Origin of the sequence: Psychrobacter sp. CAL346-MNA-CIBAN-0220 (assembly GCF_040309805.1) — a bacterium.
In the GTDB taxonomy this organism is placed as follows: Bacteria; Pseudomonadota; Gammaproteobacteria; order Pseudomonadales; family Moraxellaceae; genus Psychrobacter.
This window is the reverse complement of the sequence record NZ_JBEOPF010000004.1, coordinates 224,551-241,545: the sequence shown is the minus strand read 5'-3', so window position 1 is coordinate 241,545 and position 16,995 is coordinate 224,551. Positions and strand designations below refer to the sequence as shown.

General features: G+C 43.0%; 13 protein-coding genes. 1 reads left to right on the top strand and 12 read right to left on the bottom strand.

Annotation, left to right across the window (positions count from 1 at the left end; genetic code table 11):
- Positions 1–71 precede the first annotated feature (71 nt).
- The 3 genes from pcnB to mazG all read right to left on the bottom strand — a co-directional run bounded on the left by pcnB (position 72) and on the right by mazG (position 3,843).
- Positions 72–2,333 (bottom strand): polynucleotide adenylyltransferase PcnB, encoded by a 2,262-nt coding sequence (gene pcnB / locus AAEY88_RS09935; RefSeq protein WP_350561936.1) that lies wholly within the window; start codon positions 2,331–2,333, stop codon positions 72–74.
- 207 nt (positions 2,334–2,540) lie between these two features.
- Positions 2,541–2,993, bottom strand: a complete 453-nt coding sequence (locus AAEY88_RS09930) for a helix-hairpin-helix domain-containing protein (RefSeq protein ID WP_350561934.1) — start codon at positions 2,991–2,993, stop codon at positions 2,541–2,543.
- Positions 2,962–3,843 (bottom strand): nucleoside triphosphate pyrophosphohydrolase, encoded by an 882-nt coding sequence (gene mazG, locus AAEY88_RS09925; protein WP_350562077.1) that lies wholly within the window; start codon positions 3,841–3,843, stop codon positions 2,962–2,964. Before mazG ends, AAEY88_RS09930 begins: the two co-directional genes overlap by 32 nt.
- A 358-nt stretch (positions 3,844–4,201) precedes the next feature.
- Between mazG and AAEY88_RS09920 the strand changes: the two genes are divergently transcribed.
- Positions 4,202–5,701 (top strand): phosphomannomutase CpsG, encoded by a 1,500-nt coding sequence (locus AAEY88_RS09920; RefSeq protein ID WP_350561932.1) that lies wholly within the window; start codon positions 4,202–4,204, stop codon positions 5,699–5,701.
- Between the two features lie 334 nt (positions 5,702–6,035).
- On the opposite strand, the gene AAEY88_RS09915 is transcribed toward AAEY88_RS09920, so the two are convergent.
- From AAEY88_RS09915 to gmd, 9 genes are all read right to left on the bottom strand, one after another.
- A complete protein-coding gene (locus AAEY88_RS09915) occupies positions 6,036–7,373 on the bottom strand; it encodes a UDP-glucose/GDP-mannose dehydrogenase family protein (protein WP_350561930.1) in 1,338 nt (445 codons plus the stop codon).
- Between the two features lie 39 nt (positions 7,374–7,412).
- Complete coding sequence (gene pgi / locus AAEY88_RS09910) at positions 7,413–9,086, bottom strand: glucose-6-phosphate isomerase (RefSeq protein WP_350561928.1); 1,674 nt, start codon at positions 9,084–9,086, stop codon at positions 7,413–7,415.
- A 3-nt stretch (positions 9,087–9,089) separates the two neighbouring features.
- Complete coding sequence (locus AAEY88_RS09905) at positions 9,090–10,007, bottom strand: UTP--glucose-1-phosphate uridylyltransferase (protein WP_350561926.1); 918 nt, start codon at positions 10,005–10,007, stop codon at positions 9,090–9,092.
- 222 nt (positions 10,008–10,229) lie between these two features.
- On the bottom strand, positions 10,230–11,753 hold the full coding sequence (locus AAEY88_RS09900) for a glycosyltransferase family 2 protein (protein ID WP_350561924.1): 1,524 nt from the start codon (positions 11,751–11,753) through the stop codon (positions 10,230–10,232).
- Positions 11,754–11,765: 12 nt separating this feature from the next.
- On the bottom strand, positions 11,766–12,935 hold the full coding sequence (locus AAEY88_RS09895) for a nucleotide sugar dehydrogenase (protein ID WP_350561922.1): 1,170 nt from the start codon (positions 12,933–12,935) through the stop codon (positions 11,766–11,768).
- A gap of 44 nt (positions 12,936–12,979) precedes the next feature.
- The gene (locus AAEY88_RS09890) at positions 12,980–14,398 is read right to left on the bottom strand and encodes a mannose-1-phosphate guanylyltransferase/mannose-6-phosphate isomerase (protein ID WP_350562075.1); all 1,419 of its coding nucleotides are present in this window, start codon (positions 14,396–14,398) and stop codon (positions 12,980–12,982) included.
- 30 nt (positions 14,399–14,428) lie between these two features.
- The gene (locus AAEY88_RS09885) at positions 14,429–14,875 is read right to left on the bottom strand and encodes a GDP-mannose mannosyl hydrolase (protein ID WP_350561920.1); all 447 of its coding nucleotides are present in this window, start codon (positions 14,873–14,875) and stop codon (positions 14,429–14,431) included.
- A 4-nt stretch (positions 14,876–14,879) separates the two neighbouring features.
- Positions 14,880–15,839 carry a GDP-L-fucose synthase gene (locus AAEY88_RS09880; RefSeq protein WP_350561918.1) on the bottom strand — a complete coding sequence of 320 codons (960 nt, stop codon included), beginning with the start codon at positions 15,837–15,839 and terminating at the stop codon, positions 14,880–14,882.
- 29 nt (positions 15,840–15,868) lie between these two features.
- Complete coding sequence (gene gmd, locus AAEY88_RS09875) at positions 15,869–16,984, bottom strand: GDP-mannose 4,6-dehydratase (RefSeq protein ID WP_350561917.1); 1,116 nt, start codon at positions 16,982–16,984, stop codon at positions 15,869–15,871.
- Positions 16,985–16,995 lie beyond the last annotated feature (11 nt).

Sequence of the window (16,995 nt, the reverse complement as noted above, 5' to 3'; positions counted from 1 at the left end):
TGGCTCGGGTGCTACTATTTACAAGAAGGCTCATGGCTATTATTTTGCTCTACATTTTAATTTTAAAGCTATTAATTATCAGTCGCTATTTTATCAGAGCTAGGCTGACGACGGCGACGTTTTGAGGGTACAGGGCCTTGGTTAGTAGCCAATTTATTATTACTGGGATTACTAGCCTTAGCGACTTTTTTTACCTCAGCCTCAACTTTAACGTCAGTTTCTTTAACGGTAGCTTCTTTAACATCAGCCACTTTATTAACTTTACGTTTGGTCTCGGTTTTGGCCTTAGGCTGATCAGCGGCTTTAGGCGCTTTTTTTGCATAATCAGCGCTCGCGGTGCTATTGACCTCTGCCACTTGGGGCTCTGAGCTTGGTTGACGTCGGCGGCGCTGATGCGGTATCGGCTCATTATTGGTGCTGACCAATTGTGGCGACTTTGCCACCGTGGCTACCGATTTTCCTGGGGTTGCCTTAGCTGCCGAGCGCGTTGCAGTTACTGTCGTAGCAGATTCTTGCTTGGCATTAGCCTGCTTCGTTTTAGGCGCTTTATCATGAGCTTGCAGGTCTTTACTTTTGCTATCGGCACTCACCCTAGTTTTCTTAGGCGGCGTTTGTTCCTTATTAGGAGCAGGTTTTGCTTTTTTAGGCTCAGTTTGCTTCATATTATCGCTAGCAATCTGCTTTTGCAGTGGCGGCACGACGTTTTTATGCTCTATCACAAATAAAGGCGCAGGCTGAGTAGCGCGACTTTTATTGGCTGTAGGGTCATCAGAAGCGTCACAACTAGCAAGAGACAACTGTTGTAGCTGCGCAAGCTCACTGTTGTTCTGTTGTGCTTGTTCGGTGAGCGCCTTATTAGATCCTTTACTAGGATGGGCTTTTGATCCAACAGCTTGCTTTGACTGCGACTCTATTGGCGAGGAATTATCGGCAGCACGGCGACGGCGACGTGATGGAATATTGGACGCGTCATTGACTATGGTCTGCTCCTCGCTACTACTGCTGGGCACTTGAGCGTCATTATCCAATTGCTTAATCTGCTCGTTAGCCACTTCAATGTGTTTTGAGCGATTACGACCACGACCGCGCTTATAGGAACCGCGACGAATGTTCTCATCAAACTCGTTAATCGCTTGTTGTTGTTGCTTCTCAGATAGGGTCTGATAAGTCTGCCACCAGTCGCCCATGCCATTGGTTGACTCTGATAACGGATGCTCAGCGTCACCGCATTGCTCCCGTAATAATAAAAAGTCAAAACCGGCACGAAAGCGCGGGTGTTCGGCAAGCTGTAAGATTTGCTTACTACGCGGGGCAGCAAGTTTGGGCTGTAATATCCAGATATCACGGATAAATTGTTCCGCAAATTTAGGAATAGCGGTCTTGATACGCTGGCGATCAATGACTTTACTGGCCGCTTGCATCTGGGCTTCTGCGAACGGCAAGTTACGTTTTTTGGCCTTTTCTAACTGATGGAGATAGTTCTCCCACAGTAAAGCGGCATAAAAGAATGCCGGATTGATACTTTTACCAGCGCCAATACGCTTATCGGTATTAATGGCCACTTGCTGTACTAAAGCGCTGGGCTCAGATGGCGGGTAAATAATTAGACTATCAATAGCGCCGGACTCAAACAATAGCGGCAACAAGGGTGCCAGATAGCCACCGGTGAACATCTTCTGGGTTTCATCATATAAACGATGCGGCGATATTTGATCCAACCGCGCCCAATTATCATCATGGAATTGCTCGGCCAGCTCATCATCAAACTCAAAGCCTAATTTGGCTTTAAAACGTAGGGCGCGCAGCAGGCGTACCGGGTCTTCTTCAATACGAACCGAGGCCTTGCCCAATAGACGAATAATTTTATTATCAATATCATCAAGCGCGCCGCAATAATCATGCACCACACCTTTCAGCGGCTGATAATATAAGGCATTGATAGAGAAATCACGACGGACAAAGTCTTGCTTGATATCGCCCCAAACATTATCACGAATAATCATGCCATCTTGATTGGTATTGGCATCACTGTTTGAAGGCCCGCGAAAAGTGGCCACTTCGATTAACTCACGTCCTGAGTATACATGTGCCAACTGAAAGCGGCGTCCAATAATGCGGCAGCGCTTACCGAAGACGTCTTTGATCTCATGCGGCTTGGCATCAGTGACGGCATCGAAGTCTTTGGGTTTCAGACCCAGTAAGGTATCACGCACACCACCACCGACGATATAGGCGTCAAACCCAGCTCGGGACAAAGTGGCAATTACTTCAGTAATGGAATTGGGTAATTCAGATTTATTCAGTTCTAACTGCTTGGCGGCACGCTCGGCCATGCATCTACTCCTCGCCGGTATTCTTAACCACCCCTGAAGAACACAGCGTTTATCAGGCGGATGTATCCGCTAGTTTAACAAATTTTATGCTTGCTGGGTGTGTTATGACATTAACTTACACGCTATTTTGTCAATAGTGGCGTTATTCAAAGCGACAGGTAGCGTTAATTCAAAAAAACAGTCCAGCGTAATAGTAAATAAAACCAGCTAATAGCGCAGTTGCAAACGCGATCGATTGTTCTCGATGGTTTTGGGGCCGATACCTTTTACTTTCTGTAACTCATCTACGGTTTTAAAACCGCCAAACATCTCCCGATATAAAACAATCGCCTGCGCTTTACTGCTGCCAATACCATATAGCGACACCAGCTCGCTTTCGGTGGCACGATTAATATTGATACCGAATTGCTCGCGTGCTTGGGTCTCTACTTTTTCTTGCTGTAATAAATAGTGATAAGCACTTTGAGCATCGTCAAAACAGGGGGCCGCATTGGCATTGTTGAGCATAACACTAAAGATAAATATTAAACAAAAACCAGCGCTGGCGAGCGAAGTGATTACTGGCACTCTATCATTATGAGCCCTAGTGGGGTTATTGGATGCTATAGCACCTATCCTGATATCAGTACTATTGAGCTGATGGTTGATGCGAGCGCTCATGCTGTTTTGCTGCCTCCCAAAGCGCGTCCATCTCGGTTACATTACTGTCTTCTAAACGCTTACCAACCGCTTCTAGTTGCGCTTCGATATAACCAAAGCGTGATTTAAACTTATGTACACAAGTCAGGGTAGCCGCTTCGGCATCGAGGTTTAATTTACGGGCGACATTGACCAAAGCAAACATACAATCACCCAGCTCTTTTTCAATATCGCGTATATTAGCTTTTATCTCAACTTTTGACTTATCTATAAGCTCAGCTTTTAACTCGCTTACTTCTTCATCAAGTTTGTCGAGCGCACCACTTATCTCTTCCCAATCAAAGCCTAACTTTGATGCTTGCTTTTGTACCTCTTGCGCTTGCATGAGAGCACTACCGGGCCTGCAAGCCTCTAAACGACGGCGCGGCTTACCACGTTCAGTGCGTTCTGCTTGCTCTTCAGTTTTAATCTCATCCCAACGGACTTTAACAGCCGCCTCATCTTTGAGGTTTTCGGCTTCAAATACATGCGGATGGCGACGAATCAGCTTTTGTTGTAAGGTGGTAATGACATCGCCAATATCAAAACGTCCTTGCTCGGCATAAAGCTGACAGTGAAAAATGACTTGTAGTAACACATCACCAAGCTCACCTTTGATATCTTCGTCATCATCGGTCTGTACCGCCTCGCCCAATTCATAGGCTTCTTCGATGGCATAGGGAATTAGACTATGATTGCTTTGTTTTTGGTCCCAGGGGCAGTCTGCGCGCAGACGCGCCATAAGCGCTAGTAAGTCAGTTAGATTACCGCTCGCTATTGGTGTTCCTTGCACCGGATTGGGCGCTGTAATCTTATTTTTCTCACTATTTATAGAGGGTAAATTATTATCTTCTTGATTGTTTATAGGTTTGGGGTCGTTCATAGTCTTAGGATCGTTCATAATGGTTACTCTTAGATTTTTGCTTATAGTCAATACCAAATAAAATAGATACGCTCATAGTCATGTGCCACTGGTAAAAATTTTTCTGGCTTGCTGTGCGACTACGCCACTCTAGAGGCTTCGGAAATTTCTCCCAGCTATACTGTATTCGCTTTAAAGTGGCTCAACGATAGCAACACGCTTCTACCCTATTCATTTATGAGTTAGTGTATCATTTAATAGTTATTAACTCGTTTTTTTGCTGCTCATTCCATAATCAATCTACTCAACCGCAAGGAACTTCACTATCATGTCCACCACCGATAACGCCGCTACTTCTAGCTACACTCCTGCTGATAGCAATTTTAAACCCATAAGCATCGGCTCTTTCAAGGCTTATGATATTCGTGGCGAGCTGGGGGTCAATCTTGATGACCCTATTGCTTATCGTATCGGTCGGGCTTTTGGTCAGATTTTATATCAACGTTATGCGGCATCTTCTGATAATAATGGTGATGACATGGCAAACCTACAGCCCGCTATCGTGATTGGTAGTGACATCCGCCATTCCAGTGAACAGTTAAAGCAAGCAACCATTGCAGGTATGATTGATGCTGGTGTCGATGTGATAGATTTAGGCATGACCGGCACCGAAGAGGTATATTTTGCCACCAGTCATTATCAGGCGCTGGGCGGGATTGAAGTCACTGCCAGTCATAATCCTATTAATTATAACGGCCTAAAATTAGTCAAAGAACATTCAAAACCGATCAGCGCCGATGATGGTCTAGCAGAGATTCAGCAGCTGGCAGAATCTGGTCAATTTGCTACTAGCCATAAACCAGGCAAGTTGCAGTTATTGACCGCTAAAAACGCTTATATAGACCATGTCATGAGCTTTATAGATACCGATAAATTAAAACCATTAAAGCTGGTCATTAATTCAGGCAATGGTAGCGCAGGACCGGTGGTTGATTTACTAGTCGATAAATTGGCGCAAGCAGGCGCACCGATTGAAGTAATAAAGCTGCATCACACGCCCGATGGTAGCTTTCCGAATGGTATTCCTAATCCAATGATTTTGGCCAATAGAGAAGCTACCCAACAAGCGGTAATCAACCATAAAGCAGATCTTGGTATTGCCTTTGATGGTGATTTTGATCGCTGCTTTTTATTCGATGAAAATGGTGCATTTATTGACGGTAGCTATGTAGTCGGTATGCTCGCCCAAGCTTTTTTGAATAAATATCCGGGCGAGTCCATCGTTTATGATCCACGAGTGATTTATAATACTGAAGCCGTTATTGATACGCACCAAGGTAAAGCGGTCATCAGTAAATCAGGGCATTCTTTTATCAAACAAGTCATGCGTGAGTCAGGAGCGGTTTATGGCGGTGAGATGTCCGCCCATCATTACTTCCGCGACTTCTGCTACTGTGATAGCGGCATGATTCCTTGGCTGTTGACTATTGAGCTGTTATCGATTACCGGCAAAACCCTATCAGAGTTGGTCACCGGTTATATCACTGATTACCCCAGTTCAGGTGAATTGAATTTCCATCTGACCACGCAGGATGCACCAACTATTATTACCACTATTGAAGAAAATTTCAGTGCTCAAAACCCTACTAAATCAACGTTAGATGGGCTGAGTCTTGATTTTGGTGACTGGCGTTTTAATCTGCGCGCGTCCAATACTGAGCCCTTAATCCGCTTGAATATCGAAACGCGCGGTGACGAGCAATTATTGATCACTAAAGTGCAAGCGCTTCAGCAGTGGTTAGCAGAGCAAGGCGCCGTACCCGCTTAGCTATAGTCAATACCAAATAAAATAGAGACGCTATAATAGAGACGCTATATAGTCACGTGCGGCTGGTAAAAATTTGCTGGCTTGCGGTGCGGCTACGCCACTTTTCGATGCTGCAAAAATCTCTCCCAGCCACACGGTATCCATTCTAAATTAAACCGACTATATCTTAAATCAACTATAAATATCTGCATCAAATAAAGATCTACTTTCAAATACTTGATAAAAAAAGCGCCTGTTAATCGCTACATTAACAGGCGCTTTTTAACGTTTTAAGCATTATTGTTTTATTCTATAAACTCACATGACTGACAAAGTTTAAAGCAAAGTAACTGTGCTATTTAGCGCGACCAATGCCCATATAATCCCCTACCAAGGCATCAATTTGTGGCCGGGTTAGCGCATTTTGGGCATCGAATATAGGTTGAGCAGTATTATTAACTCGACTGATCTCTAAACTACCCTCTAACGGCCAGCTCATGATAAATAACGCTTGGGTATCAACAAGCTGCGCATAAGGGTCAGTAACCAATTGAAATAAACGCTGTTGGTCATATAGAATATTTAGCTCTACCTGGGCCTTAGGGCTATAAACCAGAGTACTAATATTATAAGACCACAGCAACTCTAGGAGCGGATGAATAGCAGAGCCTGCCGTACGTCCTGAGCCTACTTTATAGGTACTACCCCAAATCATTACGGTTTTATGATCGATAAAGCCATCAAAATATTGCCAAAACTTACGGAATATCAGCTCTTTTTGATCTTTATTAATATGCATCACTGACTGCAACAATGGCATGGCAACGCTATTGTCTTGGCTTGATTGTTGTAGTTTATCAAGCTCAATAGGTAGCGTATTACCGCCAAAGCCCCACCCTGCTTGTAGATAACTGCTACCAACGCGTGCATCTAAGCCCATGATACGGCTGACTTGCTGAATGTCTACTTGCTGACTATCAGCAAGCCGCGACATCTCATTCATAAAGCTAACTCGTGTTGCTAGCATCGCCATAATACTGCTGCGGGCAAACTCTATGGTGGCGATATCGGCATGATGAGAGGCGCGCGCATGTTGCATTAAAGGCTGTACGGCAGTTAAATATTGACTACTATCAGGGGTTTTTTCACCCAGTAACCACAACGATGGGGTCAGCATTGAGCTATAAGCTTCTCCATCTTGCAAAAATACAAACGGCACATAATAAACCCATGCTCGTTGCAATCGCGCCGCAAGCGCGGCAACTTGTCCTAACTGCTCGATACCACTCAGGATAATAGGCTGCGCTTGCTGACGGCTATGATTAAAAGCGGTCAGCCAGCTATCATTTGTCCATACTGACTTAATACTATCTAAAAACAACCAATAAAGCGCCACCGGGGTGCTGCTGCCGTGCTCTGAGGGCTCATAGTTCTCGATAAGCTTGTCAGCACTCTCTGGTAACGGTTTACTGATAATCTGTTGCTGCTGGACATACAGCTGCCATAGCGCTTGCAAATGATGTTCAAAGCCACACTGCTGTAGCTGTTGCTCCAATATTGTGCTATCGGCATATAAATGGACGGTCTGTCCTAGACTTGCCAGCACTACGGCACTGGTAATGGCTTCAATACCATGGCCAATAAGGATACAGACTTCAGAATTTTTGAGATGTTGCTTAGCATTGGAGGACATGCTGCTACCTTTATAGGTTAAATGGGTTATTTAGGCGAGTTACGACAGCCGTCTAATATGCTGTAGCAACTGTTCGGTGGAGGTATCAAATTGACTGTTACTGTCTTGTTGCAACGCCTGATAGACAGTTTCTGCCATCTCCTTACCCATTTCAACGCCCCATTGATCAAACGGATTGATATCCCAAATACTGGCCATTACATAGACTTTATGCTCATATAACGCAACCAGCGCGCCCAAGCTATGGGGGGTCAGCTCGTCAATAAGTAGGGTGGTCGAAGGTTGATTGCCACGATAATGCTTATATTTGTCCGCATCACAAGCAATAGTCACAGCGGCAAGCGTGTCATTACCAAAAGCCAATACTCTACTTTGTGCTAAACAATTCGCTAGTGATAACTCATGCTGATGTTGCAGCGAGGCATTCTGCGCTTCATCACTATAATGACGGACACAAGCAATAAAGTCACAAGAGACGTGCTGAGTACCTTGATGCAGCAGCTGATAAAAGGCATGCTGGGCATTAGAGCCGATCTCACCCCAAAGGATAGGACAAGTATCATAGTCGATATGTTCGCCACTATGCGTGACCGACTTGCCATTGCTTTCCATTTCTAGCTGGGTTAAATAGCTGGGCAGGTAGCTTAAACGCCCATCATAAGGCAGTACGGTATGGGCATGGATCTGTAAAAAGGTACTGTTCCAAACAGCAAGTAGTCCGAGCAGCACCGGTAGATTATCGGCAAAATCAGCATTAGCAAAATGCTCGTCCATACTGTGCGCGCCCGCTAATAACGCCTTAAACTGAGGCATGCCAATACGAATCGCTAGCGCCAGCCCAATCGCTGACCATAAGGAAAAACGTCCACCGACCCATTCCCAAAGCTGCAGTTGGTGCTCAGGATGAATACCCCAAGCGCTCATCTTGTCACTATTGGCTGAGATACCGATAAAGTGACGGCGTAATACGCTATCTTGAGTACCCGCCCGCAGGGTAGCAGTAGCCAGTAACCAGGATAAGGCGGTCTTGGCATTAGACAGGGTATCAACGGTACCAAAGGATTTAGAAGAGATAATAAATAATGTGGTTTCCGCATTTAAGCGCTTAAGTAGATTATCAAGCTGCGAGCCATCCATATTAGAGACAAAATGCACCACAATATCGGTATCTGCCCACTCATCAAGGGCAGTAGCAGCCATCAGTGGCCCCAAATCAGAACCACCGACCCCAATATTGACCACATCAGTAATCGCCTTACCCGAGAACCCACGCCAAGTGCCACTCCGGATACGCTGTGATAAGCGCTCTACTTGGGCCAGACTGTTATGCACATCGGCAACCACATCCTGATCAGCAACGTTTAGCTCAGCAGTTGCGGGCAGACGTAGTGCAGTATGTAACGCCGCTCGCTGCTCGCTGGTATTGACCATAGCACCTTGTAATAACGCCTCAATACGCCCCTGCAAATCACAGCTGTCCGCTAGATTCAATAAACCAGCAAGCACAGTCTCATCAACACATTGCTTACTATAGTCCATATAAATCGCGCCAGCTTGCGCACTAAAGCGTGTGGTGCGCGCCTTATCCTCAGCAAACAAGGTCGCCAATGACCACTTTTGCTCGGCAAGCTGCTGTAACTGCGGCCAATACTCAGAGCGGCGGGCGCTATTAGCGGTGTTATTGGATGCTTTATGGTGCAGGGTATTATTCATGGGTTATTCATCATCGGCTAATTGTTTTTGAGCGAAATAAATAAAGGCTTGCATATAAGAGTGCATATCACCAGCGTCATAACTATCACCACGCATGGTGGTCACATTGACCCCATACTCACTAATCAAGGCGTCGATCGCATCGGTCAGCTGAATCTCACCACCGACCGAGGCGGTAGTATTGGCTAAATAATCAAAGATTCGATTGTCAAAGACATAGCGGCCGACCACGGCTAGCCGTGAAGGTGCCTCTGCTAAACTAGGCTTTTCCACAAAGCCTGCAACTGCAAAGCTAGCGTTAGCATCGGTATTGTCATTAATATCTGTATTGTCATTAGCATTAACATCACTGGTATTATTAACATCATTATCAACAGCGCTAAGCTTAGCAATACCATACTTATGCACATCCTGATCAGCGACTTTATCGACCAATATCTGTGAATGACCATCCTTAGCAAAGGCAGTTATCATAAAGGCTAAATTATCGTTATGCATATCAGTGGTAAAGGGATCGAGTACCACATCAGGCAGCATAACTACAAAATCATGCTCGCCGATAATGGGCCGCGCTGCCAGTACCGCATGGCCAAGACCGAGCGGCTTACCCTGACGTATCATCGATACTGTCACATCCTCGGGCAGCCAATTTAGGCTATCCGCCAGCTGATCTTTGCCTTTGTTACGCAGCTGATTATCAAGCTCAGCATTGGTATCAAAGTAGTTTTCGATGGCGCTCTTTTGCGCATGGCCGACCAGTACAATATGCTTGATACCGGCAGCAATCGCTTCTTCGACCACATAATGAATCGCAGGACGATTACCGAGTGGCAATAGCTCCTTGGGTACGGACTTGGACAAGGGCAACATGCGTGTACCAAAGCCAGCCACAGGGATAACGGCGTGGGTAATGTTCTTCATTAAAAAATGTCCTATCAACTTTGTATCAAAAATAAATTATTAATTCTTAATACGAGTAATTATTTAAACCTTATTTTAGACTATAATCAGTTCACAATAAAAGAGAGTCATGTATAGCAACGTGCCACTGGTATAAATTTCTCTTGCGTGCTGTTCGCAAGCGTGACAGAGGCTGCAAAAAATTCATATCAGTAGCACTGTATCGTTTTTAAATTGAATAAACTATATATTCAATACTTTAGGTGTCACTACACTTTGCTGTAAGTTCAGTTTATTCACTTTGATACTATCCGGTATACCTATAAATACTGCTTGAGTGGCATCTGCTTGCTGCTGCACTGTCGGCATGAACGGACAATTCTTTTTATAGAGCATATCTATATGCCACAGTCGCCATGCTTCCCAATAATCCAAACGGGCTAAAGCAGCCGTATGATTATATATACCAAATTCTTCTGAGGTCATTAAAGAGTTAGGACGATGGCTAGCGATAGTTAATGGTTTTTTAATGACGCCAATTCTCTCGTTACCGTATATTAATTTCAAGCGCTCATAAAACTCACTATCGGCTCCAGTGCGGACAATATGCCATAAGCCCATTCGTTGGTTGACCGCTTGCAAACGAAACATCGGCGATGCTGGGTTTTGACGCATAAAGGGATAGATTTGCCGGACATAGTACTGCCCTTTATGATCCAATCTGAGCCAATATGATGTGGTCGCAATAAGGTTAGGGTTATCGATCAATGGCTGTACTTGCTCAGCTATTTTTTGTGGGTGCGCCCAATCATCGGAATCTTGGCAGGTTAAAAACTCACCCGTCGCATATTGTGCCCCGATGCTTTTTGCGGCAAATGTTCCGACATTTTGGGGTAGCGCGATGATTTTTAGGGCTGCATGTCGTTTGCTCAAATGCTGTAAATGCGTAAGCGTATCGTCAGTACTGGCATCATCAATAACTATAACTTCTAAGTTTGACCAGGTTTGCTGCAATAAGCTATTAATACAGCTATCAATGGTCGCATTAGCATTATAAGCGGTGACCACAACGGTCACTTTTTGCTGCTGAGCAACAGATTCATATTTTTGTTTATTTTTTTGCTGTTGGATTAACGTGGCCGCTGCTTTTAAGTTCGTCACTGTAAAGGAATACTGATCATTTATTAGATCGATATTAGCAAGCTGATGATGACTAAATATCTGATTTAAATTGGTGAGCTTAGAGAGGGTATGATTAAGCGTTATATTATTATACAAACACTTTTTATCCGCATAGTCACTCTCTGACCTGTCTACTAAGAAGTTGTCTAGACGACTATCAAGATCAAAGGAAGAATGACAATATTCATGAAGAAGCGCAAAGTATAGCCCTTGATAATAAGAATTAGCTAAATACTCTGAATTCACTTCCAAAAATTTGAGCACTTCTTGAGGATAGTACGAAATGATATCTTTGATAAATTCATTATGAAATTGACGATATTTCTTATTATATAAAATAGGCCTAATACAAGATTTAGCTGACTCATCAGTTAAGGTCTGACGTTTAATACTAGCGATAGCAGTTACTACCTGATGACGCCGAGTCTTCACTGGTGTCCAGGGAGTGTACTGCAAGACGGTATGATATAGGCCTAAACGCGCAGCATACCAACGAAGCTTGGCAGTAGCATAGCGCGATCTAGGCGACAGAGCAGCTAGAGCATGAGTAAACTGCTTGTGTTTAACATAAGAGAAGTATTTCAAATAAAACCCTGATTAGTAGTCTGAACCAGATAAGTCCCTGGTATATATCTTATCTAAGCTATCTTCTAGCTCCTCTGAGAGTCGATTCGCCACTATAATATCGGCCTTAGCTTTAAATACATCTAAATCATTGATCATGTCACAGTCTAAAAAGCTACTCTCAGTGAATTTTGGTTCATAAATAATGATAGTCGTACCTAATTCCTTTAAGTGCTTGATAATACCTTGTATAGCGGAAGCCCGAAAATTATCAGAACCAGCTTTCATTATTAAACGATAGATACCGACGACTTTAGGGTTGCTTGATACTATATCATTAGCGATAAATTCTTTACGAGTATTATTTGATGAGACCACAGCCTGTATTAGATTCTGTGGGACATTCTCATAATTAGCCAATAACTGTTGCGTGTCTTTAGGTAAGCAGTAGCCACCATAGCCAAAGGATGGATTGTTATAAAAATCCCCTACTCGTGGATCTAGGCAAACCCCTTTAACAATTTGCTCGGTATCGAGGCCATGCACGACTGCATAGGTATCAAGTTCATTAAAGTAGGCAACTCGTAAGGCAAGGTAGGTATTGGCAAATAATTTAATCGCTTCAGCTTCAGCACTATTGGTTAATAAAATTTCAATATTTTCTTTAACCGCACAGTCTGCAACTATCTGCGCAAATCTTGAGGCACGCTCAGACTGCTCACCAACGATAATACGTGATGGATACAAGTTATCGTATAAGGCTTTACCTTCCCGCAAAAACTCAGGAGCAAACATCAAGTTATCGATACCCAGTTTCTTCTTGGTTTTTTTGGTGAAACCAACTGGAATAGTAGACTTGATGATGATAAGTGCGTTGGTATTGATTGCCAGTATATCGTTAATTACTGCCTCTACACTACTGGTATCAAAGGAATTAGTGTCTGTATCATAATTGGTCGGTGTGGCGATTAATATGTAGTCAGCATCCGTATAAGCTTGCAGCTTATCGGTAGTGGCAAGCAAGTCCAACTCTTTACGCGCTAAAAAGTTCTCGATCTCTTTATCATCAATCGGCGACTGACGCTTATTAATTTTATTAATCTTCTGTTCGTCAATATCTAAGGCAGTAACCTTGTGCTGTTGTGCTAGTAACACAGCATTAGATAGACCGACGTAACCTGTACCCACGATGGTAATATTCATTAGAAACCTAATTGTTATCTTGCATTATTACTGGTTAAAATTAGTTAAGCTCTGCCATATCGATCTTCAAACCTTACGATGTCATCCTCACCTAAGTATGAACCGACTTGTACCTCTATCATCTCAAGATCTACTTTACCTGGATTCTCTAAGCAATGAGTCGCTCCTAATGGAACATAAATAGATTGATTTTCAGTGACTAAACTTTCTGTACCATCGACAATTACTTTGGCTGTACCCGACACTATGATCCAATGCTCAGCGCGGTGATGATGCATTTGTACTGATAGTTTTTCACCTGGTTTAACGGTGATACATTTTACTTGATAGCGGTGGCCACTGTCGATAGAGTCATATTTGCCCCATGGACGATAAACTTCACGGTGGACACTGTATTCCTGGCGTTTTTCCGCTTTTAGATGGTTAACAATACGTTTGACCTCTTGAGACTTATCTTTGGCTGCAACTAAGACCGCATCTTTAGTTTGAACCACAATCATGTTCTCCAAACCAACGGTCGCGACCAACCCTGTCTCTGCAAATATATAGTTATTATGACTATCAACGGTAACAACATCCCCAATTATGACGTTATCTTCTTTGTCTTTATCAGAAACTTCCCATAAGGACGACCACGCGCCAACATCACTCCAGCCTGCATCCATTGCAATCACTACGGCTTTAGTGGTTTTTTCCATAACTGCATAGTCGATAGACTCGGCTGGGCAATCAGAAAAGCTTTTTTTATCAATACGTACGAAATCTAAGTCCATATCTACATTACGCATGGCCTCATTACAGGCATTATAGATATCTGGACGATGACGCTCTAATTCAGATAGATAGCTTTGGGCCTTAAAAGCAAACATCCCGCTATTCCACAGGTAGTTACCACTATCAAGATAGGCTTGAGCGGTAGCTAGATCAGGCTTTTCAACGAACTGCTGTACCTCAAATCCATTTTGCTCACCCGCTTCAGGATTATACTTGATATACCCATATCCTGTTTCAGGAGCATGAGGAATAATACCAAAAGTTACTAATTTATCTTGCTGTACATGCGCTTGTGCTTGTACGACTGCTGTCCGAAAAGCGGATTCGTTCAATACTACGTGATCAGCTGCCAATACCAGTAGTTCAGGATTATCTTGATATTTCGTCGCATAGATAGCAGCAAGAGCAATGGCTGGTGCTGTATTTTTTCCAATAGGCTCAAGGATAATATTATGATCTAACTGACCAATCTGACGCAGTTGTTCGGCAACAATAAAGCGATGCTCTTCATTACAAATGACGAGAGGTGGCAAACATTCAAGACCTTGCAGTCTCAAAATAGTAGTTTGCAACATAGTGGTCTCACCGTATAGCTTTTGGAACTGCTTAGGAAAAAGCTCACGCGATAACGGCCATAAACGACTGCCTGTTCCGCCCGCCATAATTATCGGTAGAATCATAATATTTATCCTAGATTTATTGGCAACAATTCATCAATACTAAAAATATGCTTTTGTATTTTCATGCACATCAGCATCTTGAAGTAGGTCTTTGATAGTGAACCATTGGTATTTATGGTGCTGATCTAGAGGGAGCGTCTCTAAGGTATGATCTATACTAAACTCATAAGCCATGGCAACGTAGTGTGTCGATGGCTGGTTACCAAAGACACTATCCCCATAAAAGTGCTCGAACACGCCTAAAAAACTTGTATCCTCTATTGAAAACGCTTGATCCAATTCAGCAAGGGTCAAGCGTTTAAAAGCCATAGCAAGACTTTCATTTTTACGAATGCGTCCACCCGGTACAAACCAGTATCCTTGCGCTGGACGATTGTTCCGCTTACCTAATAGAATATGACCTTGCGTATTTTTAATAATTAAATCAATTGATACTAAAGGCGTGTCTTGAATAACGGTTTGAAAATCTACATCATTTAAATACATTGTGTTACTTTCTAAAACTTTCTTGATTGTCTAAAAACCAATCATAAGTTTGCTTGAGACCATGCTCTAAGTCAATATTGTATTGCCAGCCTAATGACTTTAATCGGTTAACATCCATTAGTTTACGAGGTGTGCCATCAGGTTTTGAGCTATCCCACACAATATCGCCCGTATACCCTACGACTTTAGCAATAGTCTCTGTTAACTCTTTAATTGTGCAGTCAATCCCTGTTCCGATGTTAATATGGCTTAACATCGGTTCTGTATGTTTGTCATAAATATGTTTGTCTAAATCCATGACAAAAATACTAGCGGCTGCCATATCACCGACATACAAAAACTCTCGCATCGCTCGTCCAGTACCCCATGCAATGACTTCAGGTAATTGGTTAATTTTTGCTTCATGAAAGCGTCTTAATAAAGCTGGGATAACATGGCTGTTTTCTGGATGAAAATTATCATTCATACCGTATAAATTGGTTGGCATAACGCTGCGATAATCTCGTCCATATTGTCGATTATAGCTCTCACAGAGCTTAATCCCTGCAATTTTGGCCATCGCATAAGGCTCATTTGTTTCTTCTAAAGTGCCTGTTAATAAGGCTGTTTCTTGCATTGGTTGATCAGCAAACTTAGGATAGATGCAGCTTGAACCCAAAAACAGCAGTTTTTGTACATCATTCAGATGTGCCGAATGAATAATATTTGCTTCAATCATCAAGTTTTCATAAATAAAATCAGCAGGATAATTATTATTAGCTTGTATACCTCCTACTTTTGCTGCTGCTAAATATACTTCATCAATTTCATGAGACTCAAAAAACTCTTGAACTTGTGATTGATTGGTTAGGTCAACTTGGCTTCTATCACATGTAATGACTTGAATATCATTACGTGTGCTTAGCTCTCTTAGGATTGCTGATCCAACCATGCCCTTGTGACCAGCTATAAACACTTTTTTCATATTAATTCTACTGTTTAATAGTTAAGTAGTTACTCAAATGGAATTGTAGTTTCATAACCATGAGCTTTTAGCAGCGCATATCTTTTAGCAGATTTTAAATCTTCCTGTACCATTTCTGCACACATCTCTTGTGCTGTAATCTCGGGTGTCCAACCAAGTATTTCTTTCGCCTTGGTTGGATCACCTAATAAGGTCTCTACTTCAGAGGGACGGAAGTAACGGGGGTCAATCTTTAAGATTACATCGCCTACATTAAGCGCAGATGCATTGTCACCAGTTATCGCAGCTACAATAGCGACTTCATCGATACCTTCGCCTTCAAAACGTAGTGTGATACCGAGCTCTGCTGCTGACCAGTTGATAAAATCTCTCACGCTGTATTGCACACCAGTGGCAATGACAAAGTCATCTGGAGTATCCTGCTGTAGCATCATCCACTGCATACGTACATAGTCTTTTGCATGGCCCCAATCGCGTAGCGCATCGATATTACCCATATATAGACAGCTATCAAGTCCTTGAGAAATATTAGCAAGGCCACGAGTGATTTTACGGGTAACAAAAGTTTCACCACGACGTGGAGACTCATGGTTGAATAAAATACCATTACATGCGTACATATTATAAGACTCACGATAGTTGACCGTGATCCAGTAAGCGTACATTTTTGCTACGGCATAAGGTGAGCGCGGATAAAATGGCGTGGTTTCTTTTTGCGGGGTTTCCTGTACTAAGCCATATAGCTCAGAAGTACTGGCTTGATAAAAGCGCGTCTTTTTCTCTAGACCTAAGAAGCGAATAGCTTCTAGCAGTCTTAAAGTGCCCATAGCATCAACGTCAGCGGTATACTCTGGTGACTCAAAACTAACGGCTACATGGCTCTGTGCACCAAGGTTGTAAACTTCATCCGGCTGTATCTCAGATAAGATACGAGTTAGGTTTGAGGTATCAGTTAGATCGCCATAATGTAGATGAAATCTTTTATTTTTTTCATGTGGATCTTGATATATATGATCTACCCGCTGAGTATTTAATGACGATGCACGGCGCTTGATACCGTGTACTTCATAACCTTTTTCCAATAAAAATTCAGCCAAATAGCTACCATCTTGACCAGTCACACCAGTGATTAATGCCTTTTTCATTTTTTAGCTCT

What these genes read in the sequence shown, in the direction of transcription:
- AAEY88_RS09885 (WP_350561920.1), bottom strand. Translation starts at nt 14,875, where the DNA reads ATGTATTTAAATGATGTAGATTTTCAAACCGTTATTCAAGACACGCCT.
- gmd (WP_350561917.1), bottom strand. Translation starts at nt 16,984, where the DNA reads ATGAAAAAGGCATTAATCACTGGTGTGACTGGTCAAGATGGTAGCTAT.
- pgi (WP_350561928.1), bottom strand. Translation starts at nt 9,086, where the DNA reads ATGAATAATACCCTGCACCATAAAGCATCCAATAACACCGCTAATAGC.
- AAEY88_RS09895 (WP_350561922.1), bottom strand. Translation starts at nt 12,935, where the DNA reads ATGAATATTACCATCGTGGGTACAGGTTACGTCGGTCTATCTAATGCT.
- AAEY88_RS09920 (WP_350561932.1), top strand. Translation starts at nt 4,202, where the DNA reads ATGTCCACCACCGATAACGCCGCTACTTCTAGCTACACTCCTGCTGAT.
- AAEY88_RS09880 (WP_350561918.1), bottom strand. Translation starts at nt 15,839, where the DNA reads ATGAAAAAAGTGTTTATAGCTGGTCACAAGGGCATGGTTGGATCAGCA.
- AAEY88_RS09915 (WP_350561930.1), bottom strand. Translation starts at nt 7,373, where the DNA reads ATGTCCTCCAATGCTAAGCAACATCTCAAAAATTCTGAAGTCTGTATC.
- pcnB (WP_350561936.1), bottom strand. Translation starts at nt 2,333, where the DNA reads ATGGCCGAGCGTGCCGCCAAGCAGTTAGAACTGAATAAATCTGAATTA.
- AAEY88_RS09905 (WP_350561926.1), bottom strand. Translation starts at nt 10,007, where the DNA reads ATGAAGAACATTACCCACGCCGTTATCCCTGTGGCTGGCTTTGGTACA.
- AAEY88_RS09930 (WP_350561934.1), bottom strand. Translation starts at nt 2,993, where the DNA reads ATGAGCGCTCGCATCAACCATCAGCTCAATAGTACTGATATCAGGATA.